At 35.9% G+C, this 23,272-nt stretch carries 26 protein-coding genes and 1 pseudogene; 25 read left to right on the top strand and 2 right to left on the bottom strand.

Annotated features, from left to right (window positions below; genetic code table 11):
• Positions 1-29: 29 nt before the first annotated feature.
• From ACYPXO_RS00215 to ACYPXO_RS00265, 11 genes are all read left to right on the top strand, one after another.
• Positions 30-236, top strand: coding sequence for a small, acid-soluble spore protein, alpha/beta type (locus ACYPXO_RS00215; protein ID WP_459638740.1), 207 nt, complete (start codon positions 30-32; stop codon positions 234-236).
• A gap of 271 nt (positions 237-507) precedes the next feature.
• Positions 508-1,389 carry a helix-turn-helix domain-containing protein gene (locus ACYPXO_RS00220; RefSeq protein ID WP_459638741.1) on the top strand — a complete coding sequence of 294 codons (882 nt, stop codon included), beginning with the start codon at positions 508-510 and terminating at the stop codon, positions 1,387-1,389.
• A gap of 132 nt (positions 1,390-1,521) precedes the next feature.
• The gene (locus ACYPXO_RS00225; protein WP_459638742.1) at positions 1,522-1,647 is read left to right on the top strand and encodes a hypothetical protein; all 126 of its coding nucleotides are present in this window, start codon (positions 1,522-1,524) and stop codon (positions 1,645-1,647) included.
• Between the two features lie 21 nt (positions 1,648-1,668).
• Entirely contained in the window at positions 1,669-1,953 is a 285-nt protein-coding gene (locus ACYPXO_RS00230) for a hypothetical protein (protein ID WP_459638743.1), read from the top strand.
• Positions 1,954-1,974: 21 nt separating this feature from the next.
• Positions 1,975-4,662 (top strand): hypothetical protein, encoded by a 2,688-nt coding sequence (locus ACYPXO_RS00235; RefSeq protein WP_459638744.1) that lies wholly within the window; start codon positions 1,975-1,977, stop codon positions 4,660-4,662.
• Positions 4,663-4,720: 58 nt separating this feature from the next.
• Positions 4,721-5,437 carry a hypothetical protein gene (locus ACYPXO_RS00240; RefSeq protein WP_459638745.1) on the top strand — a complete coding sequence of 239 codons (717 nt, stop codon included), beginning with the start codon at positions 4,721-4,723 and terminating at the stop codon, positions 5,435-5,437.
• A complete protein-coding gene (locus ACYPXO_RS00245) occupies positions 5,427-5,693 on the top strand; it encodes a PqqD family protein (RefSeq protein WP_459638746.1) in 267 nt (88 codons plus the stop codon). The genes ACYPXO_RS00240 and ACYPXO_RS00245 overlap by 11 nt, the downstream gene beginning before the upstream one ends.
• A gap of 1 nt (position 5,694) precedes the next feature.
• Complete coding sequence (locus ACYPXO_RS00250; protein WP_459638747.1) at positions 5,695-6,147, top strand: S24/S26 family peptidase; 453 nt, start codon at positions 5,695-5,697, stop codon at positions 6,145-6,147.
• Between the two features lie 141 nt (positions 6,148-6,288).
• Positions 6,289-6,858, top strand: coding sequence for a 16S rRNA (guanine(966)-N(2))-methyltransferase RsmD (rsmD, locus tag ACYPXO_RS00255; RefSeq protein WP_459638748.1), 570 nt, complete (start codon positions 6,289-6,291; stop codon positions 6,856-6,858).
• On the top strand, positions 6,852-7,328 hold the full coding sequence (coaD, locus tag ACYPXO_RS00260) for a pantetheine-phosphate adenylyltransferase (RefSeq protein WP_459638749.1): 477 nt from the start codon (positions 6,852-6,854) through the stop codon (positions 7,326-7,328). Before rsmD ends, coaD begins: the two co-directional genes overlap by 7 nt.
• 16 nt (positions 7,329-7,344) lie before the next feature.
• Positions 7,345-7,929 (top strand): ATPase, encoded by a 585-nt coding sequence (locus tag ACYPXO_RS00265; RefSeq protein WP_459638750.1) that lies wholly within the window; start codon positions 7,345-7,347, stop codon positions 7,927-7,929.
• A 4-nt stretch (positions 7,930-7,933) separates the two neighbouring features.
• On the opposite strand, the gene ACYPXO_RS00270 is transcribed toward ACYPXO_RS00265, so the two are convergent.
• Together ACYPXO_RS00270 and ACYPXO_RS00275 are read right to left on the bottom strand one after the other, a co-directional pair.
• On the bottom strand, positions 7,934-8,287 hold the full coding sequence (locus tag ACYPXO_RS00270; protein WP_459638767.1) for a hypothetical protein: 354 nt from the start codon (positions 8,285-8,287) through the stop codon (positions 7,934-7,936).
• A gap of 219 nt (positions 8,288-8,506) precedes the next feature.
• Positions 8,507-8,866, bottom strand: a pseudogene (locus tag ACYPXO_RS00275) (nucleoside recognition domain-containing protein); the annotation flags it as partial.
• Between the two features lie 112 nt (positions 8,867-8,978).
• Between ACYPXO_RS00275 and ACYPXO_RS00280 the strand changes: the two are divergent.
• The 14 genes from ACYPXO_RS00280 (at position 8,979) to ACYPXO_RS00345 (ending at position 23,198) form a co-directional block, all read left to right on the top strand.
• Positions 8,979-10,427, top strand: coding sequence for an aminoacyl-histidine dipeptidase (locus ACYPXO_RS00280; protein WP_459638751.1), 1,449 nt, complete (start codon positions 8,979-8,981; stop codon positions 10,425-10,427).
• A 42-nt stretch (positions 10,428-10,469) separates the two neighbouring features.
• Positions 10,470-11,309 (top strand): M23 family metallopeptidase, encoded by an 840-nt coding sequence (locus ACYPXO_RS00285; protein ID WP_459638752.1) that lies wholly within the window; start codon positions 10,470-10,472, stop codon positions 11,307-11,309.
• Between the two features lie 52 nt (positions 11,310-11,361).
• On the top strand, positions 11,362-12,747 hold the full coding sequence (locus ACYPXO_RS00290; protein WP_459638753.1) for an RsmF rRNA methyltransferase first C-terminal domain-containing protein: 1,386 nt from the start codon (positions 11,362-11,364) through the stop codon (positions 12,745-12,747).
• Positions 12,744-13,448 carry a pseudouridine synthase gene (locus tag ACYPXO_RS00295; protein WP_459638754.1) on the top strand — a complete coding sequence of 235 codons (705 nt, stop codon included), beginning with the start codon at positions 12,744-12,746 and terminating at the stop codon, positions 13,446-13,448. Before ACYPXO_RS00290 ends, ACYPXO_RS00295 begins: the two co-directional genes overlap by 4 nt.
• Entirely contained in the window at positions 13,442-14,110 is a 669-nt protein-coding gene (locus ACYPXO_RS00300; protein WP_459638755.1) for an HAD family hydrolase, read from the top strand. Before ACYPXO_RS00295 ends, ACYPXO_RS00300 begins: the two co-directional genes overlap by 7 nt.
• Positions 14,111-16,009, top strand: a complete 1,899-nt coding sequence (locus ACYPXO_RS00305) for a YgiQ family radical SAM protein (RefSeq protein ID WP_459638756.1) — start codon at positions 14,111-14,113, stop codon at positions 16,007-16,009. It abuts the gene before it with no gap.
• A gap of 15 nt (positions 16,010-16,024) precedes the next feature.
• Positions 16,025-16,777 carry an SDR family NAD(P)-dependent oxidoreductase gene (locus tag ACYPXO_RS00310; RefSeq protein ID WP_459638757.1) on the top strand — a complete coding sequence of 251 codons (753 nt, stop codon included), beginning with the start codon at positions 16,025-16,027 and terminating at the stop codon, positions 16,775-16,777.
• 18 nt (positions 16,778-16,795) lie between these two features.
• The gene (locus ACYPXO_RS00315) at positions 16,796-17,371 is read left to right on the top strand and encodes a hypothetical protein (protein ID WP_459638758.1); all 576 of its coding nucleotides are present in this window, start codon (positions 16,796-16,798) and stop codon (positions 17,369-17,371) included.
• Positions 17,372-17,385: 14 nt separating this feature from the next.
• Entirely contained in the window at positions 17,386-18,351 is a 966-nt protein-coding gene (locus tag ACYPXO_RS00320; protein ID WP_459638759.1) for an RluA family pseudouridine synthase, read from the top strand.
• The gene (locus tag ACYPXO_RS00325) at positions 18,352-18,894 is read left to right on the top strand and encodes a Holliday junction resolvase RecU (protein WP_459638760.1); all 543 of its coding nucleotides are present in this window, start codon (positions 18,352-18,354) and stop codon (positions 18,892-18,894) included. It abuts the gene before it with no gap.
• Between the two features lie 13 nt (positions 18,895-18,907).
• Entirely contained in the window at positions 18,908-20,161 is a 1,254-nt protein-coding gene (gene hisE / locus ACYPXO_RS00330; RefSeq protein ID WP_459638761.1) for a phosphoribosyl-ATP diphosphatase, read from the top strand.
• 95 nt (positions 20,162-20,256) lie between these two features.
• Positions 20,257-20,535, top strand: coding sequence for a hypothetical protein (locus tag ACYPXO_RS00335; protein ID WP_459638762.1), 279 nt, complete (start codon positions 20,257-20,259; stop codon positions 20,533-20,535).
• A gap of 84 nt (positions 20,536-20,619) precedes the next feature.
• Complete coding sequence (locus ACYPXO_RS00340) at positions 20,620-21,732, top strand: aldo/keto reductase (RefSeq protein WP_459638763.1); 1,113 nt, start codon at positions 20,620-20,622, stop codon at positions 21,730-21,732.
• Between the two features lie 134 nt (positions 21,733-21,866).
• On the top strand, positions 21,867-23,198 hold the full coding sequence (locus ACYPXO_RS00345; protein ID WP_459638764.1) for an MATE family efflux transporter: 1,332 nt from the start codon (positions 21,867-21,869) through the stop codon (positions 23,196-23,198).
• The last annotated feature ends 74 nt before the right edge of the window (positions 23,199-23,272 follow it).

Genomic DNA, 23,272 nt, shown 5'->3' on the forward strand with positions numbered 1-23,272 from the left:
CATTTCATTATTTAAAGGAGGAAATTATCATGGCAAGTCGTTCATCAAACAGGACTGCTGTTCCTGAAGCAAAAACAGCATTGGATAAATTCAAATATGAGGTAGCGAGTGAACTTGGAGTACCATTAACAGATGGTTATAACGGTGACCTCACATCAAGACAGAACGGTTCTGTAGGCGGATATATGGTAAAAAAAATGATTGAAGAACAAGAAAAACAGATGGCTGGTAAATAAAAAGCCAAGTATTTCTTAATAAAAAATCTGTTGGTAGTTAGAATTGCCAGCAGATTTTTTATGTGCATTCATCACAATAGAAAAAATTCTCCTTTATAAAAAGTATTTTGTATTTAATTAGATTATATCATGTAAATTATTAAAAAACAATATTTTATCCGATTGAAAGGTTTTATAACGCATGTTAATTTTCGTTGCTTGTATATTTTGAGATTACAACGTATAGTAAAGACAGTATCGATACAAAATCTCAGATAAAGAAGGTATGAACATGATAAGTGAAAATATAAAAAAATATCGTAAAGCAAAAGGCATGAGTCAGGAAGAAATGGCAGTCAAACTTCATGTGGTACGTCAAACGGTATCGAAGTGGGAGCAAGCATTATCCGTTCCGGATGCAGAGGTTCTGATGCGTATGGCCACTCTGTTGGAAGTGCCTGTCAGCACCCTTTTGGGTGTTGAAATTGAAAATGAAAATATGAACCGATTAACAGATGAACTTGCACAACTGAATAAACAATTAGCGGAAATACAGTGTGAGCAAGCAGTTCAGAAAAGAGCAAGTGAAAAAAGAGGGATAATTATCTTTCTTTCCTTTTTGGCAATGTTAGTTAGTTTGAGTGTAAAACAACCTATCGTATCTATAGTGCTGTCTGGAACTTGTATCATAGCAGCAGTTATTCTTTTATATAGAAATTTAACATTGTTGACAAGTGAAACAACAAAGGATATGCGGATAAAGACATTGCGGGTAACAACGATTTTCAATATAGTTGTATTAGGAGTTGCAATTACCGTTTCCATATTGACTGCATCAGGCATGGTTTCATTTTCAGAATATCAAGAAAGAGTATTTGCTATGTTATTGATTGCCTGCGTCATAATAGTTGTTGGAAGTGTTTCTCCTAAACTGCCATTTACAAGGCATACCGGTTTAAGACTTCCTTGGACGGTGAGAGATGAGGATACATGGAATGTAGCACATAGAATTATAGGAATTATTTCGTTGCCTATTGCCTGTCTGTATGTGGGGTGTTCGTTGACGATAGAAAATTTTGAAATAGTAACATTCATTACTGTATTATCATGGATTGGTATTCCTACAGTTGTTTCCTATTGCTTTTATATGAAAAAAATGTATGGAAAATATTAAAAAGGGAAGAAAAAGTCATCTGTTTTTCAATTTGGAAACAGGGGATAAATTTTGCTTGCATATCATAAAAAAATAGGATATAATCGTGGCGACAAAAAATAAATGAATTCATTAAGGAAAAGGAGATAAGTGATGAAAAGAGAGCAATATGATGGTTTAGAATTAAACGTAGTAAAATTTAATACGGAAGAAACTATTATGATGAGTGGAAATGGGGATAATGATGCTGAGAATCCATGGGAAGGTGTTCCAGACTAGAGCATATTAGATGGTGAGAGTATGAAGAAACGAAAAAGAATTGCCATTAGTATTCTTACAGGTTGTGTAGTATTATGCATTTGGTGTTTTCCGTTTTTAAAGAAAGAGATTAAGGTAAATAAAGACAAATCGGAAACTTCGATAGTTAGCCCAAAGCAAAATGATTTTTTGAAAACGAATGTTTCCGAAGATGAAAGACTTCCAAATGCAGAGAGCATAGATAAAAACAATAGTAGAAAAGAAACTCAACATTCACAGCGGGGAACTGATAATGAAATTACAGTCCCTAAAAGTTGGAATGAATAATAATTAGAAGGAGAAAGAAGAATGCCAAAAAGACTAAAAAAGACAATTTCTATATTTTTATTAGCCTTGACATTCGTATTAGGCAGTAGTGTATTTACATTAGCAGCAGAAGATGAAACATATATTCATACAGAAACTATGGAAATTCGGATGGAAGGAAATGTTGGACTTCGTGTCATTTCATCTATAGATAAAGCGTATTATCAAGAATTGATTGCACAAGGAAAAAAAGTCAAGTATGGTACAGTGATTATTCCTACAAGTGTTTGGCAAGCAGATGGAAAAGAATTGGTACTTGGAGGTACTTATAAGCTTAGTGGAAAATCTTACCAGTCGTTAGACATTCCTGCAATTAATAACTGGAAGATTACAAAGGATAAAATTTATTTCACAGGAGTTTTGACAGGACTTAATGCTTCAACGTACAATACACGTTATACAGTACGTTCTTATATAACCGTAGACGGAAAGACTACATATGGAAATACACTTACACAGTCTTCCTATGTAACAGCACAGAAAATGTTAGAATCAGCAGAAACTACTTCTGAGAATAGAGCATGGTTGGCAAAAAATATTATTGATGCCTGTGATGATGCAAAGAAAGTAACACAGCAGACATTGAGAATTACATCAACAGATGTAAAAAATGGAAAATTTACTTTAGAACCGACTGCAAAAGTCAGAAACTATAGAAATATAGTTGTAGATGGTTCTGTACAGAATGCAGAAATTATTTTCAATAATTTGCGTGTAAGAAATTTGGAAGTTTCTGAAAGTGCAAACTGTACAATTACAGCAAATAGTACAGTTTTTGATACAATTTCTAAGAAAAATTCTATTGGTAGAAATGATGGAAATCTAATACTTAATTTAGGTAACGGCACTTCTGTTTCAAAACTTTCTGCAGCAAGTAATTTGACAGTAAACGGAACATTAAAGATTGCAGAGATTGTAGTAAATAAAACAATTAAAAATTTTGTTGTGAACGCACCTGCTGAAAAACTAAATGTATTAGAGCAGGCAAGTGGTTCGGACATCAAAGTAAATAATACCGTAGATAATGCTGTATTAAATGGAGAAAATTCTACAATCAGCGGAAATGGAAAACTGGATAAGGTTCAGGATAACGGAAACAATAAAGTAGATGTGGAAATTGGTGAAGATTTATTGGCGAATGAAATTTTATCAGTGGAAGTACGCGGTATGAATCGTATGATTGTAACATTGAAAAAAGCAACTGAAAAAGTGTTGACTGCCGATGATATGAAAATTCTCTGCCACGGTGGAAAAGACATGACTATTCTGAAAGCAGAAACGACAGACAGAAAAGTATATACGGTAACAACATCTATTTTTGCGAAAGATAGTACATATACGTTTTCTATGGAAGTAGAGCCGGGAAAAATTATTCAGAAAAAATTTAGTTATAAAGTGGATTGTCCTACAGTCAGCAATGCGACTGTATTGAGAAGTGAAGCGACAAGAGCAGAGTTCGACCTTTTTGATGTGGATGAAGGTGGATATGTTTATGTATATATTCCGGGACATACACAGATTAGTAGAGATGTAACTGGAATACCATCTGTTGAAATGGTGAAAAAGGGATATAGACAGCAAATTAAGACCGGATTTAACAAAGTGATTATTAAAGGGTTAGAAGAAGGTGTTTCCTATCCGTTATATTATGTAATGGAAGCGTTTGATGGAAGGATATCGGATGTACTTGGATCAATTCAGATTAGTGGAAATATAGAAGAAGACCCGAATATTTCTTCGGTATATGAAATTGTAGAAGTCGGTGAAAAACCCAAAAATACAATTACAATTAAATTAAATAAAGCCCCTGAAGAAACATTAACATTGGATAATTTCTCTTTTATTTGTCCAAGCGATTCTGAAATTACAATTGATAAAGCAACATTAAAGGTAAGCGAAGACAGATGTACATATATGATAATCATTCCGGAGAATTATAACCACAAAGATAATCAGTATACTGCAAAAATTACATTTTCAGATGGAACTGTAGCAAAAAAGACGTTCGTTTCTAAGTTTGAACCGCCATCAACTACAGTTCACAAAGTAGAACGTATTGCTGAAAATAAAATTCGCTATAGTTTTACAGCAGATGAAGAGGGTGTATTCTATATCGGAACATATAACTTCAATGGAGATTATGCGTCAGGTAACAATACTCCTACAGGGAAAGATATTATTGATGGAGTAGTAGCAACAACAAGGAAACAGATGTATGCCGGATATAATGAGATTGAGATAACTTATAATGGAAAAGACAAAGATTGGTTTGCAATTCATGTAGATAAGTACGGAAACTATAAAAAGTTTACGGAACATGGGAAGATACCTGCATATGTTCCACCAAAACCGGAAGAATCGGAGTTGGCGATTGAGTCTATAGTATATAATAAAGAGAATTCTGATAGTATGAGTACTTGCTTGGATATTACATTTACAACAGCAATTGATGAAACTCCGGCACAGAATTTGATTAGATTTTCGGTAATCAGTGGAGGATCTTCCGTAGGAAAACTATTGCTGGAAAGAAGTTTTCTTGATGCAGAGCAAAAAGTATTGAGAATTCGTTCAATGAATGCTGCGTTTAAACCGGGAACTTATGAATTAAGTATGTATGTTTATAAAGATGGAATATTAAAACAGGTAAAAAAACAATTTGTAATTGACTAATCAAAAAGGACTTGGAGAAAATATCACCAAGTCCTTTTTTCAAAAGAAGGAGTGAAAAATGCGTTATAAAATTGCAGGATGTATTACAGAATATACTCCAATTTACGATATGCTGAGAGAAAAAATGAAACCTTATTTATATGATGGAGAAGGGAGAACGGACATTTATCTACAATTAACGGAGGAGTTTTGTAGAGCAAAACAAAGTGAACAGCCGCATTTGACAGTTGCGCAATGTGAATATATATTTGTGGGAAGTCAGTTTTATAGAAAGTTTCTTTTAAAAGGTGGATTTATGTTACACGCCTCTGCGGTTGAAGTGGATGGGAAGGCATATCTTTTTTCAGCGGACAGCGGCACAGGAAAATCGACCCATACAAAGCAATGGCAATCATTTTTCGGAGAGGAGCGGGCGCTTATTATCAATGATGATAAACCTGCCATTCGCAGAGAGGAAGAAGGTTGGTTTGCATATGGAACGGCATTTAGCGGAAAGACAGATGAAAATTTGAATCGTAAAGCTAAATTACAGGGAATCTGTATGCTAGAAAGGGGAGAAGTCAATCAAATTAAAAGGATTGAGTCTGCGGAAGCAATTTCTTTTTTGATGCAGCAGACTATTGTACCAAAAGAAATAGAATCTGCCGAAATGCTGTTGATATATCTTGACGGACTTTTGAATGAGGTTCCTATTTATCGTATGCAGTGTACGATTTCAGAGGAGGCAGCAAAAATGGCATATGAAACAATGAGGGAGAAGAAAGATGAGAATTAAAGAAGGATTTATCATGCGGAAAGTAGCCGGAAAATATGTGGTTGTGCCGGTTGGAGCAGGAACTGACATATTTAAAGGTATGATACAGATGAATGGACTAGGTGCATTCTTATGGGAAAAATTGCAGAAAGAACAGACGAAAGAAAGTTTAATCGAGAGTGTATTGGAAAACTATGAAGTAAGCAGCAATAGAGTGGCGGAGGATATAGATAAATTTATCATACAACTTTCAGATGCAGGAATTTTGGAGAAATAATATGATAGAGCGTGAGAAAAAAACGCTGGAACAGGCATTGAAAGAAGAAAAAGAGATTTTGACAGTGGCATCAGGAGTAAGTATGTTACCGTGCATAAGACCTCAGAAAGATGTTTTACATATCATACGTCCTACAGAAAAGATAGAAAAATATGATGTGATTTTATATCAAAGAAAAAACGGTGCGCATATTCTTCATCGGGTTATAGATGTCGGAAATACAGAATATATACTCTGCGGAGATAATCAGTATGTGCCTGAGTTTTGTATAAAGGATGAGCAGATTTTAGGAGTTTTACGAGGTTTTTATCGGGGAGAGCATTATATTGATTGCCGAACTAATTGGAAATATCGTATTTACGTTAAGATATGGTGCTATTCTTTGCGATTGAGGAAAGAATTTATTAGAGTATTAAATCTAACGAGAAGAGTGTGGAGTAAACTGTATATGTAAAAGTTCGTGCAAACGATGTTTGTACGGGCTTTTTTACATATATGAAATTCCTATAAATAACAAGGCAATATTTGACATTTGTTGCTTTACTAATTATAATAAACGAGAAAAAGATTGTTATCTCTTAGAGAAAGGGAATATATGAGAGTTATAGGCGGAAGTGCGAAAAGATTGCAATTAAAGACATTGGATGGCCTGGAAACAAGACCGACAACGGACAGGATTAAGGAAACATTATTTAACATGATTTCTCCATATTTGTGTGATTGTATGTTTTTAGATTTATTTAGTGGTAGCGGCGGAATAGGAATCGAAGCATTGAGCAGAGGAGCGAAAGAGGCTGTTTTTGTTGAGAACAATCCTAAGGCAATGCAATATATAAAGGAAAACCTAAGATTTACAAAGTTGGACAAGAATGCGGTTACAATGCAGACGGATGTGCTGACTGCTTTGAGAAAGTTGGAGGGGAAAACCCAGTTTGACTATATTTTTATGGACCCGCCATATGCGAAAGGATTAGAGAAACAGGTTTTAGAATATCTGGCAGAATCGGATTTGGTAAATGAGGATACGGTCATTATTGTAGAGGCAGCAAAGGAAACAGAATTTACCTATTTGGAACAATTTGGTTTTTATGTCACTAAAACAAAAGAGTATAAGACAAATAAACACCTGTTTATTGAGAGAGAGCGAGGCGAAGAAGTGTGTTAAGGGCAATTTATCCAGGGAGTTTTGATCCGGTAACTTTGGGACATATGGATATAATTAAACGTTCCTCTAAAATTGTAGATGAACTAATTGTAGGAGTGCTAAAGAATAACGCAAAAACTCCGTTGTTTTCTGTAGAAGAACGTGTTAAAATGTTGAGAGAAGCAACGAAAAAGTTAAAAAATGTTAAAGTAGTAGAGTTTGAAGGGCTTTTAGTTGATTTTGCAAAAGAAATGGATGCGAAAGTAGTTATCAGAGGATTGCGGGCAATTACTGATTTTGAATATGAATTACAGATGACGCAGACAAATCATAAATTAGAGCCGGATGTGGAAACGCTGTTTTTGACGACAAGTATAGAATATTCTTTCTTGAGTTCCACAACAGTAAAGGAAGTTGCTGCTTTTGGAGGAGATATTACTCAGTTTGTTCCGGAAGTAGTTGTAAAAGCAATAGAAGAAAAGATGAAGTAAAAGGAGAGTATAAATTATGAGTAGTCGTATTGAACAAATTATTGAAGAAATCGAAGAGTATATTGACAGTTGTAAATTTCAGGCATTGTCTACTTCAAAAATTATCGTAAACAAAGAGCAGATTGATGAATTATTACGTGAACTTCGTATGAAGACACCTGATGAGATTAAACGTTACCAGAAGATTATCGCAAATAAAGATGCGATTTTGGCGGATGCACAGGCAAAAGCACAGAGCATGATTGAAGAAGCACAGATTCAGACAAATGAACTTGTAAGTGAACATGAAATCATGCAGCAGGCATATGCACAGGCAAATGAAATTGTTATGACTGCAACAGATCAGGCACAGGAAATTCTTGATAATGCAACAAATGACGCAAACGATATTCGTATCGGTGCAATGCAGTATGCAAGCGATATTTTAGCAAATGCAGAAGGAATTATCGCACATTCCTTAGACACATATACAACAAAATATGAAAGCCTTATCAATTCTTTGCGTGAGTGTTATGAAGTTGTACGCACAAACCGTGCTGAATTAGAAGTACCTGAAAAATCAGATAGAGGAATTGAATCTGAGTTTGGGAGCGAAGAATAATATTTCATAGAGTAAAATAAATATAGAAAAATGAGAGAAAACTGGTTACCATAGCGGTAATCAGTTTTTCTATTGTGTAGGAAATAATGGAAAGCCCTGTGTCTTCCAACATACATTTTGTCTGGGCAATTGAGCAAAAACCTCCAAAAGAAACAAGGCTCATAATGCATGTGAAAGTAAGAGGAAAAGATAAACCGGATGTTAGAAGCATCGGAATACCGTTTGTGACTTCCAAAGACGGCAATATAAATGTTGTACATAATGGTGAGAGATAAGGAAGTTCCTTAAAAAGTGTAATGAATACGGAAAAGAGAATGATATAACCGCCTACTTTTGTAATCATTTCAAATCCGTTCATAATAGTGCTGTCCAATATATGAAAGTGAAAATATAAATGGGGGGAGGAAATGATAGAGCGAGATTGGGGCTGCTCTTTTCGCAAATAGTAAAGACGAAAAAGGAAACTGCATAAAATAGGAGAGAGGAACAAAATGAAAAGGGATGGAAAGAGTAACTCTTCATGTTTTAGGTTTTTGAGGACGACGTAGTTCATAATAAACATCGGACTTGTATTATTGCAAAAGGAGAGAAGATAAGCACCTTCATTTTTGGAAATTTTTCCGTTTTTTATTAAATCGGCAGTAACTTTTGCACCCATAGGGTATCCACACATAAATCCGGTTAAAATGGCAAATGTTCCATTAGGAGTTACGGAAAAAATCGGACTTAGGACAGGTGAAAGCCACTTGGAAAAATAGAACATAGTATTTGTACGGACGAGTAGGTTCGTAACAATCATGAAAGGGAAAAGTGTAGGGAGAACGATTTGAAACCACAGAAGGAGACCTTCGCTTGCTCCTAAAAATGTTGCGTTAGGTTTCACAAGCATAAAAAAGAATATACTGATGAGAGCGAAAGGAAAAAGTTTGCGTTTCATATAAAAAGACTCCGTTTTTTGTACAATATATAAAAAATATATGATAATACTTGATTTTTATGTACAATATGTGAAAATGATAGTAGAATTTTTGGCAAGGAAGGGAAGAAAGATGGCATTAGAAAATTTAGAACCAAAAGAGGTATTTCATTATTTTGAAGAACTGACAAGGATTCCAAGGGGGACTTATAATACAAAAGCAGTCAGTGATTATTGTGTGAATTTTGCAAAAGAATTAGGACTTGAGTATGTGCAAGATGACGCTAATAATGTCATTATTAAGAAATCCGGAACGAAAGGATATGAAAATGCAGAACCGGTTATTATTCAGGGACATTTGGATATGGTTTGCGAAAAGGTACAGGATTCAACACATGATTTTACAAAAGATGCGCTTGATGTATATGTGGAAGACGGATATGTGCAGGCAAGGGGAACGACGCTGGGCGGAGATGATGGTATTGCAATCGCTTACGCAATGGCTATACTTGCAAGTAAAGATTTAGAACATCCTCCTATTGAGGCAGTATTTACGGTAGATGAAGAAGAAGGAATGGGTGGAGCGAATGCAATTGATTTGTCTGTGTTGAAAGGTCGTATGTTACTGAATATTGATTCCGATGTAGAGGGAACGATTGTGGCAGGATGCGAGGGTGGATATGAGAATGTCGTTCGTATTCCTGTGGACAGAGAAGAAAAAGAAGGTACAATATTGACTTTCGGTGTTGACGGATTAAAAGGTGGACATTCCGGATTGGAAATTCATGAACAACATGGAAATGCCAATAAGTTAATGGGAAGAATGTTAATGATGTTGGCAATGGAGAAAGTGGATTTTGCTCTTGTTGGAATAGACGGTGGTTCAAAACCGAATGTAATCACACCTTTTGGAGAAAGTAAAATTGTTCTCTGTTCTTCAGAAGTGCAGAAGGCAAAAGATATACTTCAGGAATGTACAGAGGTATTCAAAGCAGAGTTTGGGCAGGATGAACCTGACTTATCGGTTAAAGTGTCAGAAGAAACGGCACAGAAAGTGAATGCCATGACAAAGGAAAGCACAAAGAAAATAATTTTCTTAGTGGCGGCAACACCTGACGGGGTACAGTGCTTTAGCAGAGATATTAAAGGACTTGTGGAAACTTCATTAAATCTAGGAATTGTAAAGACTGAAGAAGAACAGGTTACGGCAGTTTATCGTGTAAGAAGTGCTGTACAGAGCAAGAAAAACTATATGAAAAAAGTTCTCGCCATGTGGGCAGAATATTTAGGCGGAACATCTTCAGTAGAAGGTGAGTATCCGGCGTGGGCATATAAAACAGACTCAAAAATTCGTCCGATTATAGTGGATACATATAAAGAATTATTTGGCGTAGAGCCAAAAGTGACAACAATTCATGCCGGATTGGAATGCGGGTTGTTTGCAGGAAAATTGGAAGGTTTAGATTGTGTTTCGTTTGGACCGGAGATGTTAAGTATTCATTCGCCAAATGAGAAATTAAACATTGCGTCTACATATCGTACATGGGATTTGCTGAAAGCAATTTTAAAAAACTGTAAATAGAAATCAGATAAGAACATATAGTAATACAAAAAGGAGATTTTCATGAAGAAAAAAGCAGGTGGAAATTTACTCCTTCTTGCATTACTATTTTCTTTTTTTATAGTTTTGGGAAAATATAAGTTGGTAAGTGAAAGTCAGATAAAAAGATTGAATGAAAAAACAGTTGTATCGGAAAAATTCAGAAGTCAACAGATAGATGAAAAAATTATAAAAATTATTGAACAGGAAGAAAACAAAGGAAAGATAGCAGGATTATATTTGCTGGAAAGCAATTTTTCCGGAAAACAGTTTTTGGGGGCGGATAAGAGGAGTACATATAAAGAATTATACAAAAAATGGGTGGATAATAAAGAGTGGACAAAATATGATAAGATTTGCAAAGAAATTTGGAATGATTTGAAATATTTTCCTGTCCCTAGGTCTTCTGAAAATAAAAATCTGACTGTTTCCTATGTGGATAGTTGGCAGGCAAAACGGACATACGGAGGTGAGCGAGGGCACGAGGGAACGGATATTATGGCAAAAGAAAATGTTGCAGGCGTGTATCCTGTTGTAAGCATAACAGACGGTGTTGTATCGGAGAAGGGGTGGCTTGAAAAAGGCGGTTATCGTGTTGGAATTACCGGAAAATCGGGTGGATATTTTTACTACGCACATTTAGACTCTTATAGTGATATAAAAATCGGGCAGAAAATAAAAGCAGGCGAAGTTCTTGGCTATATGGGAGATACCGGATATGGAAAAGAAGGAACGAGAGGAAAGTTTCCCGTGCATCTTCATGTGGGAATATATTTTTATGACAAAGGAAAAGAGATAAGTGTAAATCCATACTGGCTCTTGCGATATTTGGAAAATCATAAATTAAAATATGCTTTCTCCTAGTCAAAGCAAATGAAATTATGTTATACTAAATGCTGATATGAAGGAGGCAAACATGAATTTACCAACTAAATTTGAAGAGAAAATGAAAATGTTATTGGGAGAAGAGTTTTCCGATTATATAAAATGTTATGATGAACCGAGATTTTACGGTTTGCGTGTAAATACAAAGAAAATCAGCGTAGAGAAATTTAAGGAAATCTGTCCGTTTGAAATCAGACCGATACCTTGGATTGAGAATGGTTTTTATTATGATGGCGATAAGGTTCAGCCTGCAAAACATCCGTATTATTTTGCGGGATTATATTATCTGCAAGAACCGAGTGCTATGACACCTGCGAACAGACTTCCGATAGAGCCGGGAGATAAGGTGCTGGATGTTTGTGCTGCACCGGGAGGAAAAGCGACTGAACTTGGAGCAAAGTTAAAAGGAGAAGGAGTCTTAATCGCCAATGATATAAGCAATTCAAGAGCGAAAGGGTTGCTGAAAAATATTGAGATTTTTGGCGTTGGCAATGTGCTTGTTTTAAGTGAAGAGCCGGGAAAATTGGAAGAATATTTTCCGGAATACTTTGACAAAATTTTGATTGATGCCCCATGTTCCGGAGAAGGAATGTTTAGAAAAGATAAAAAGATGGTGAAAGCGTGGGAGGAACATGGCCCATCCTTTTTTGCCAAAATTCAGCGAAGTATTGTGACACAGGCTGCAAGAATGTTAAAAAAGGGAGGAATGATTTTGTATTCTACCTGTACATTTGATGCAGAGGAAAATGAAGGGACGATTGAATACTTACTGAAAGAATATCCTGAATTTTTCTTAAAAGACATTATATCATATGAAGGATTTTCAGAAGGGAAACCGGAGATGACGGAGAGCAAATCAGAAGAGTTCAGAAAGACTGTCCGCATTTGGCCGCATAAAATGCATGGGGAAGGACATTACCTTGCGCTGTTACAAAAGGGCGATAAAATAGAAGAAGAAACTCCTTTGAAAAAACAAAAAAGAGCAAAAAAAGTTCCGGTAGAGTTGGAAGAATTTTTCTGTGATGTAACATGGGAAATGGATTGGAGCAGATTAGAGATTCATGGAGAGAGGGTTTATTATATGCCGGAAGGATTACCGGATGTGAAAGGAATACGTTTTTTGAGAACAGGGTTATATTTAGGGGATGTGAAAAAGAACCGTTTTGAACCTACACAGGCTTTTGCCATGTGTCTGAAAAAAGAAGAATATGCTCATACAATTTCCTTACCGGCAGACGATGAAAGAGTGATAAAATATTTAAAAGGAGAAACGCTTGAAGTGGATGACTTAGTTTCCACGAAAGACAAAGGTTGGCAATTGATTTGTATAGAAGACTATCCTTTAGGCTGGGGTAAACTTTCCAACGGAACGCTGAAAAATAAATATTTACCGGGGTGGAGATGGCAGTCAGCATGATAAGATTAGATAAATATTTATGTGAAATGAGTGTAGGAACACGTTCAGAAGTGAAAAAATATATTCGTCAGGGAAGAATTACGGTGGATGGCAAAAAAGCGACAAAGCCGGAAGAAAAAATAGATGAACATTCCCAACAGGTTTGTATGGATAATCAGGTGGTAGGTTATGAGGCATTCGAATACTATATGCTTTACAAGCCTGCGGGCTTTGTTTCTGCAACAACGGATAAAATGGATAAAACAGTATTAGATTTAATCGAAGATAAAAAGCGGAAAGACTTATTTCCGGTGGGCAGACTCGATAAGGATACGGAAGGGCTTCTTCTGATTACAAATGACGGAGAATTGGCACACCGTCTGCTCGCACCGAAAAAGCACGTTGATAAAGTCTACTATGCTAAAATAGACGGAACAGTGACAGAAAAAGAAGTACAACTATTTTCAGAAGGTTTGGCGATTGGAAATGATGAGTATGCAAAGCCGTCGGTATTAAAAATCTTAAAGTCCGGTGAAACTTCAGAGATAGAATTGACTATACAGGAAGGAAAATTTCATCAGGTGAAACGGATGTTTCATGCTGTGGGAATGGAAGTTACTTATCTGAAACGGATTTCCATGGGAAGTCTTGTGCTTGACGAAAGTCTGCAAAAAGGAGAATATAGACGGTTGACAGAGAAAGAGGTTGAACAGTTATGTTAGAAAATATCAAAGCGGTTATTTTTGATTTGGACGGTTCGCTTGCAGATTCTATGTGGGTCTGGACAACTATTGATATGGAATATATTGAAGAGTATCATTTAGAAGTTCCTCCGCATTTTTATACGGAAATGGAAGGGAAAAGTTTTACGGAAACGGCACAATATTTTTTGGATGTCTTTCCGGTTCTTCCGTTTACTTTGGAGGAAATAAAACAGGATTGGATAAATAGGGCATACGATAAATATACAAAAGAAGTGAAACTAAAAGAAGGTGCGCTAGGATTTCTCCAAATGTTGAAAGAACGAGGCATTCTCATGGGAATTGCGACAAGTAACGGCAGACAGTTAGTGGAGGAATTTTTAAAAGCAAATCATATAGAAAAATTTTTTGGCACGGTTTGGACTTCTTGCGATGTGTGTGCAGGAAAGCCATCGCCGGACGTTTATTTAAAGGCAGCGGAAAGTTTGGGAGTTTTGCCTGAAAACTGTCTTGTATTTGAAGATGTTCCAATGGGCATTTTGGCAGGAAAAAATGCAGGAATGAAAGTATGTGCAGTGGAAGATAAATTTTCCAAAGTACAGGAGAAAAAGAAAAGAGAACTGGCAGACTATTACATACAGGATTATAATGATATTCAAAAGAAAACCTACGAGGTACTATAAATGCAACAAGGATTTTTACCAATTTCAAAAGAAGAAATGAAACAAAGAGGGTGGGATCAGGTAGATTTTGTCTATGTATCAGGTGATGCTTATGTCGACCACCCTTCTTTTGGGCACGCAATTATTACGCGAGTTTTAGAGGCACACGGATATAAGGTGGGGATTATAGCCCAACCGGATTGGAAGAAGAAAGAAAGCATTATGGTTTTTGGTGAACCCAGACTTGCTTTCTTAGTTTCCAGCGGAAATATGGACTCTATGGTAAACCATTATACCGTGTCAAAGAAAAGAAGAAAAACAGACGCATTTACGCCGGGCGGAGTTATGGGAAAACGCCCGGATTACGCGACAGTCGTATACAGTAATCTGATTCGTCAGGTGTATAAGAAAACACCGATTATTCTCGGTGGAATTGAGGCTAGTCTTAGAAGACTGGCACACTATGATTATTGGAGCAATAAGTTAAAACGTTCTATTTTACTTGATTCTGGAGCGGATATTCTTTCTTACGGAATGGGAGAACGCTCTATTGTAGAGATTGCCGAGGCGCTGGATAGCGGTATGTCGGTTTCAGATATTACTTATATTGATGGAACGGTGTGTAAAGTGAAAAGTTTGGACTGTGTCTATGATGCGATTACATTACAGTCTTATGATGAATTACAGCAGGACAAGTTGAATTATGCGAAGAGTTTTTATGTGCAGTATTGTAATACAGATCCGTTTACGGCGAAACGCCTTGTCGAACCGTACGGGGAGCATTTGTATATTGTACAGAATCCGCCGTCAAAACCGCTAAATCAGTCTGAAATGGATAGAGTATATAGTTATCCATATATGCGTACTTATCATCCGTCCTATGAAAAATTAGGAGGAGTTCCGGCTATTGAAGAAGTGAAGTATAGTCTAATCAGCAACCGAGGATGTTTTGGCGCTTGTAGTTTCTGTGCGTTGACATTTCATCAGGGAAGAATTATCCAGACGAGAAGTCATGAATCGCTTATTTCTGAAGCAAAAAAATTTATTTGGGATAAAGATTTTAAGGGATACATACATGATGTGGGAGGACCAACCGCAAACTTTAGAGCGCCTGCCTGTGAGAAACAGTTGACGCATGGTGCTTGTAAGAATAAGCAGTGTCTGTTTCCTAAACCGTGTAAAAATATGAAGGTAGACCACAAAGATTATTTACGCCTGCTGCGTAAATTAAGGGAATTACCAAATGTAAAAAAGGTATTTATCCGCTCAGGTATCCGTTTCGATTATTTAATGGCGGATAAGGATGATACATTCTTTAAAGAACTATGTGAGCATCATATCAGCGGGCAGTTAAAAGTTGCACCGGAACATATTTCCGATGCAGTTTTACAGAGAATGGGTAAGCCGGAAAATAGTGTTTATCAGGCATTTACAAAAAAATATAAACAGATAAATGAAAAATTAGAAAAAAAACAGTTTCTCGTTCCGTATTTAATGTCGTCACATCCGGGGTCAACGATGAAAGAGGCGGTAGAACTTGCAGAATATTTGCGTGATTTAGGATATATGCCGGAACAGGTGCAGGACTTCTATCCGACGCCGTCAACGATTTCCACCTGTATGTATTATACGGGAGTAGACCCGCGTACAATGGAAAAAGTGTATGTGCCGGTAAATCCGCATGAAAAAGCAATGCAGAGAGCATTAATTCAATATCGCAATCCGAAAAATTATGATCTCGTATTAGAAGCGTTAAAAATAGCGGATAGAATGGATTTAGTCGGTTATGATAAAAAATGTCTTATCAGACCAAGACAAAATAAACAGCAGCAGTGGGAAAAAACACATCAGCAGCAACAGAACAAAAAACCAAAGAAAAAAAAGGCAATACGAAATGTGCATAAAAAGAAAAATAAATAGCGGGGAGAATGAAAAATGAAAATAGCAATTATTACAGGGGCATCTTCCGGATTTGGAAGAGAATTTGTAAGACAGATTGACAGTTTATATAAAGAACTGGATGAGATATGGGTAATTGCCCGCAGAGTTGAAAGACTTCGTGAATTGCAGAGCAGAACAATGACGAAACTGCGTGTTTTTGGTGGAGATTTGCTTAAGGAGGAAATTTATGATGAACTTTCAGGTGCACTTGCGGCAGAACAACCAAATATCAGAATGCTCGTAAATGCGGCGGGATTTGGTAAAACGGGGACAGTGGAAGAAATTGATGAAAAGACACAGTTGGAAATGATTGATACGAACTGTAAATCATTGACATATATGACATTAATCTGTCTTCCGTATTTGGAAAAAGGAAGTCGTGTCGTAAATATTGCTTCCGCAGCAGCATTTTGTCCTCAGCCGTCATTTGCAGTATATGCAGCGACAAAATCTTATGTATTAAGTTTCAGCAGAGCGTTGAGAGCAGAACTGGAAGACAGGAGAATATATGTTACAGCAGTTTGTCCGGGACCGGCAAAAACGGAGTTTTTCGATATTGCCGGAATGAGTGCAAATATTTTAAAGAAGATGACGATGGCAAAACCGGAAAAGGTAGTTAAACAGGCACTTATAGATGCGAAAAATAAAAAAGAAGTTTCCGTTTACGGAGTCGCAATGAAAGCGGCGAGAGTTTTGACGAAAATTATTCCGCATAAATTGGTAGTGGAAATAATGAAACAGTTTTAAAAGGCAGGCGAAGTAGACATGAGAGTGGAAAAAGGAAACTCCGGTTATATACAATCAAAGAAAAAATGGGAAATTACAAAAACCTGTATAGAATTTGGTATGGTTCTTGTTGTGTTTTTAACAGGTTATCTGACAACAAAGACAAGGTTGAATTTATTGACGGTGGCAGCTGTTTTGGGCTGCCTTCCGGCTGCAAAGGCATTGGTGGGGGTGATCATGCTTTTTCCACATCACAGTATGGAAAAAGAAAAAGTAGAAGAGCTTGAAAGAAAAGCGCCAAAACTTGTAAAAGTCTATGATATGATTTTGACCAGTTATGAAAAAATCATGCCGATAGACAGTATAGTTATTTTTGAAAATATTGTATGTGGGTATACAAGCAGTAATAAGGTAGATGTAAACAGTACGGCATCATACATAAAAAAAATGCTTGGAAACGACAGATATGATAAAGTGTCCGTAAAAATTTTTACGGATTATAAAACATATCTGACACGTGTGGAAGGTATGGAAAATATGGCGGAGGCGGAAAAAGAAAATTCGCCAGAACATGAAGAGGGAATAAAAAGAACAATATTAAGTTTATCAATGTAAGAGAGAGGAAAAAGATGCAGGAAATTCAAATTTCAGCAAATGAAGCAGGACAGCGTTTAGATAAACTGTTGGCAAAATATTTGAATGAAGCACCGAAAAGTTTTCTATATAAAATGCTCCGTAAAAAAAATATTGTTTTGAACGGGAAAAAGGCATCGGGAAATGAAAAACTTGCAGAGGGCGATAGTGTAAAACTATTTTTATCGGATGAAACCATACAAAAATTTTCTAAAGAGATTCGTGTTTATAAGGTGGATACCGATTTGGATATTATTTATGAAGACAAAGATATATTGCTTATCAATAAACCGACAGGAATGTTGTCACAAAAGGCAGAGGCTAAGGATGTTTCTTTAGTGGAGCATCTTATCGCTTATCTATTGGCGAGCGGGCAGTTGACAAAAGAAAATCTGAAAAGTTTTAAACCGTCTATATGTAACAGGTTAGACAGAAATACGAGCGGACTTGTTGTGTGTGGGAAAAGTTTAAAAGGTCTTCAAGTAATGGGACAGTTATTTAAAGAAAGAACGCTGAGAAAATATTATCGTTGTATCGTGGCAGGAAAAGTGACGGAAAAGCAGTATGTAAAAGGGTATCTGATAAAAGATGAAAAGAAAAATCAGGTGACCGTAAGTGAAACATACTTTCCGAATAGTCTGGAAATAGAAACAGAATACAGACCTATTCAGCAATTGAAAGAGGGAACTCTGCTGGAGGTGCATTTAATTACGGGAAAAACACATCAGATTCGAGCACATTTAGCTTCTCAGGGTCATGCTATTATCGGTGATTATAAATATGGTAACAAAGAAACGAATGACAGATATAAAAAGCAATATCATTTATCCCATCAACTTTTACACGCATATAGGTTGGAATTACCTAAAATGGAGAAAGAACTTCCACAACTTTCCGAGAAAATTTTCGTTGCTCCTTTGCCAAAACAATTTGAAAAAATTGTAGAAGGTGAGAGCATATAAATGGGAACTTGGAATTCAAGAGGGCTTAGAGGCTCAACACTGGAAGAGTTTATTAATCGAACAAATGAAAGATATTTGGAAAAGGGATTAGCGTTGATACAAAAAATTCCGACACCAATTACTCCGGTAAGGATAGATAAAGAGCACCGTCATATTACTTTGGCATATTTTGAGCAGCAAAGTACGGTAGATTATATCGGGGCAGTGCAGGGAATCCCCGTCTGTTTTGATGCAAAAGAGTGTAGTGCGGATACATTTCCCCTGCAAAATATACATGAGCATCAGATTACATTTATGCAAAATTTTGAAAAGCAGGGGGGGATTGCGTTCCTGCTGATTTATTATAGTGGGAAAAATATTTTATATTATATGCGTTTACAAGAGTTGCTACAATATCGGGAGCGTTCTCTAAACGGTGGGAGAAAGAGTTTTCGATTTGACGAACTGGACAGCGAATTTTTCCTGACCCTTTCTAATGGTTGTTTTGTACCATATTTGAATGCGATACAAAAAGATTTGGATATGAGGGAAATCGTTGATTAGATAGGAGAAAGGTATGAGTTATAAAAGATTAATTCCGTGTATATTTATATACAATGGAAAAGCAGTAAAATGGTTTCGTGACAGAGAAATTATTGCGGAAAATGCAGTTGAACTGGCACAATATTACAGTAATCAGGGTGCTGATGAATTGCTTGTGTTTGATTTGTCTGATAGTGATGAGGAACATACGGAATCAATAGAGTTAATACAGAAAATCAATCGGGTTATTCCGATTCCGATGATTGCCGGTGGGAATATAAAACGGCTGGAAGACGTAAAAAGAATTTTGTATACGGGAGTGAAACGTGTTATGCTGAACTTTTCCAAACCGGATATGTTTGTACTGGCAAAGGAGGCGGCAAAACGTTTTGGAAAAGAAAAAATAGCGGTATCATTAAATGATTTTGATGCATTATTTAAGCAACAGCAGATAATTGAGCAGTACAGCAGTGAATTGATTTTTATGCATCGCTTAGATTTAAACTCTGTAATGAATATAACAAATATCCCATGTATTATTGTAACGGATACGGTTCAGGAAGAGGAGTTGTTTAATATACTCAGATGTTCGGCCGTAAAAGGACTTTCGGGTCGATTTGTAAGTGATATTGAAATGGATTTTTCAAAATTCAAAGAAAAATGTGCAGAAAGAGATATTAAAATAACTTCTTTTGAAAGTCTTATGGATTTCTCGGAATTTCATGTAGACACGACAGGAATTATTTCCGTCATTACACAGGACTATAAGACAGGAGAAATTCTGTCTGTGAGAAAAATGAATCGGGAAGCATTTGAAACAACCGTAAAGACCGGTAAGATGACGTATTACTGTACAGATACAGACGGTGTGGAAAGTAAACAGAACCAATATGTAAAGTCAATGACGGTCAACGAAACGAGAGATACACTACTTGCAAAAATAGATTTTCGGGAAAAGACAGAAACACATTTTACACAATCTTTAATCGGAAGTGATGAAAGTAAAAAAAATCCTTTGCAAATATTTGAATATGTATATCAGACTATTTTGAACAGAAAACAAAATCCGAAAGAAGATTCATATACTACATATTTATTTGAAAAAGGGCTTGATAAAATTTTAAAGAAAATAGGCGAAGAGGCAACTGAGATTGTCATTGCCGCAAAAAATCCGAGTCAGGATGAACTGAAAAGTGAATTTGTAGATTTCCTGTATCATGCTATGGTGCTTATGGTGGAAAGAAATGTTACATGGGAAGAACTGACTGAGGAAATGGCAAAACGCTAAATTCTAAACAGTGATAAAGGACATATACTTTATTAAGAGTATATGTCTTTTTGTGTTTAATGAAGAAAAAGGAATGAAGATTTGGAGGAGAAGAAATGAATGAAACGGAGAGAAGACGAAAACAACTTTTAGAGGAAACGAGAAGAAAATATGTGGATTCGAGGACGCCTCCGGCAGTTCATCCGCGGTATGAAGCAATTTATTCGGACTTGTACGAGGAGAACTCTACAAGAAATGACGGATTTTTTCTTCGCACGGTTATTGCGGTGCTGTTGTTTGCTTTGTTTGTAGCAATGGATTACAGTGGAGAGAAAGTGGCGGTAGTAGATAGTAAGCAGATTGTAGAGGCGATACAGGAGGAAATGAGAGATTAAGGTTGAAGTTTATAAAATGGGTTTGTATAATATACATTAGTAAGAATAGATTATTTAAATTGAGTGCTAAAGGAGAGGATAAAAATGAGGTACAAAGAATTTAAAGACGGAATTTATTTATCAAGATTAGGAATGGGCACAATGCGTTTACCGATACTGGACGAAGATAATGCAAAAATTGACTACACAAAAGCAACTAAACTGATTGATGATTGTATGGAACAGGGAGTTAACTACTATGATACGGCATATATCTATCACGGTGGGAAATCGGAAGAATTTTTAGGAAAAGCATTGGCGAAATATCCTCGTGAAAGTTTTTATGTAACTGACAAATATAATTTTCAGGCAGAACCAGATTATCGCAAACAGTTTAAAGAACAACTATCACGTTTAAACATGGATAGAATAGATTTTTATCTGCTTCATAGTATACAAGATTCGTTTGCAGATGAAATGATTGGAAATGGATGTATTGAATATTTTGACAGTATGAAGCAAGAAGGCAAAATAGGGTATTTAGGATTTTCTTTCCACGGTTCGCCAAAAGCAATGAAAAAATTATTACTACTTTATCCGTGGGATTTTATACAAATTCAATTAAATTACTATGACTGGTATTTTGAAGATGCGAAAGAGTTATATGAAATGCTTGCAGAAGCAAACATTCCGGTTATGGTCATGGAACCGGCACATGGAGGTTTGTTGGCAAACTTAACAGAAGATGCGGCAAAAGAATTAAAAGAATTAAATCCGGAAGTTTCACTTGCGTCATGGGCAATGCGTTGGGTAATGAATCTTGATAGTGTACAGGTTGTATTAAGCGGAATGTCAAATGAAGAACAGGTAAATGACAATATCAAAACATTTTCCGAATCTCTTTCTCTTACAGCGGAAGAGCAGGAAAGAATTGAAAAGGCTGCGGCAATTCAACATTCGGAGATTACTATTCCATGTACCCAGTGTAATTATTGCACACCGAATTGTCCGAAAGGATTGGATATTCCTGCTTTGTTAAAATGTTATAATGAAGCTAAGATTGGCGGTGCATGGAGAGTACGTCATTTGAAAGATATGCCGGAAGAAAAAGGACCTGCAGGTTGTATAGGGTGTAAAGCCTGCACAAGACATTGTCCTCAGGGATTTGAAATTCCTACATATATGGAAGAATTAGCTAAAATGCTGGAAGAAGTATAGAGAGTCAAATGTTTATAAAACCAGATTTCACTTGGGAGTGGAGTCTGGTTTTTATAGTGCTTTTTTTGTTGACATTACAGTTACTGTATAGTTTATGGTATATAAGTAATTTCAATAAATCAAGGAGGAATAAAATGGAACATCAAAATATTTATCTAAAACCAATTACATTAAAGAATATTATGAGATTCGCATTGCCTACCATTGCTATGTCGTTATTTATGTCTTTTTATACAATGGTGGACGGATTGTTTGTTTCTAATTTAATCGGAACAAATGCGTTATCCGCAGTAAATTTATCAGCACCTGTTATTTCTTTAGTAACTGCAATATCTACTATGTTGGCAACTGGGGGAAGTGCAGTGATAATGAAAAAAGTAGGAGAAAAAAAGCAACATGAAGCCAACAGAAATTTTACATTCTTAATTGTTGTTAATATTGTTGTTGGCGTTTTTATGTGCCTTGTAGGATATTTTTGTATGCATTTTATTTTTTCTCAAATGAATGTATCTGCAGAAGTTTTACACTATTCAAAAGATTATTTGGGACATTATTTGCTATTTACTATTCCTATTTTGCTGATGAATAATTTTTCGCTTTATTTAATTGCTTCAGGAAAATCGTCAATATCGTTTATCTGCTCTGTTGCAGGTGGGGTAGTTAATATTATGCTGGATTATGTACTTATTAAACTTGTTGGTATGGGAACAAGCGGAGCTGCCATTGCCACAGGCTTAGGTTACTCCGTAACAGCGGTGGTAGGATTTATTATTTTCTGTAATAAAAAGAATTTACTTCATTTTGTTAAACCAAATTTTGATATAAGAGTTTTAACAAAAGCTATTTCAAATGGTTGTTCGGAAATGGCGACTGCACTTGTTACCGGGATTACAACACTAATGTTTAACTGGACAATGTTAAAATATGTGGGAGAAAATGGTATAGCCGCTATTACAATCATTATGTATGTACTCATGTTTGTCAGTTCTCTATTTAGCGGGTATTCTTATGGAGTTGCTCCGATGATAAGTTACTATTATGGAGAACAAAGTTATGAAAAGTTGAAAAAATTAATTAGAAAAAGTTTAAAAATAATTGCTGTTATTTCTATTATATCTTTAACAATGTCATTGATTATTACAAAACCTCTTGTTGCTATTTTTGCAAGACCTGATAATCCTGTATTTGATCTTGCGGTTATAGGAAATAGAATTTGTAGTATTGCATTACTGTTTATAGGATTTAACATTTTTTCCAGTAGTATGTTCACGGCTCTTAACAATGGTATTGTTTCTGCAATCCTTGCATTTGCACGTTCCTTTGTATTTATGGTTATCTGTTTGATAGTATTACCATTATTGTTTAAAGTGACGGGGATTTGGTTAGCAACACCGGTAGCGGAGTTATTGGCAATATTATTATCATGTTTTATGTTTATAAAATATAAAACCAAGTATAAGTTTTAATTAAAAATATTTGAAATGCAACAATGGAGCGGGGTGTTAAATCCCGCTCCAATTATTGTATTAAGAAAACCACG

The organism is Faecalimonas canis (assembly GCF_054601575.1).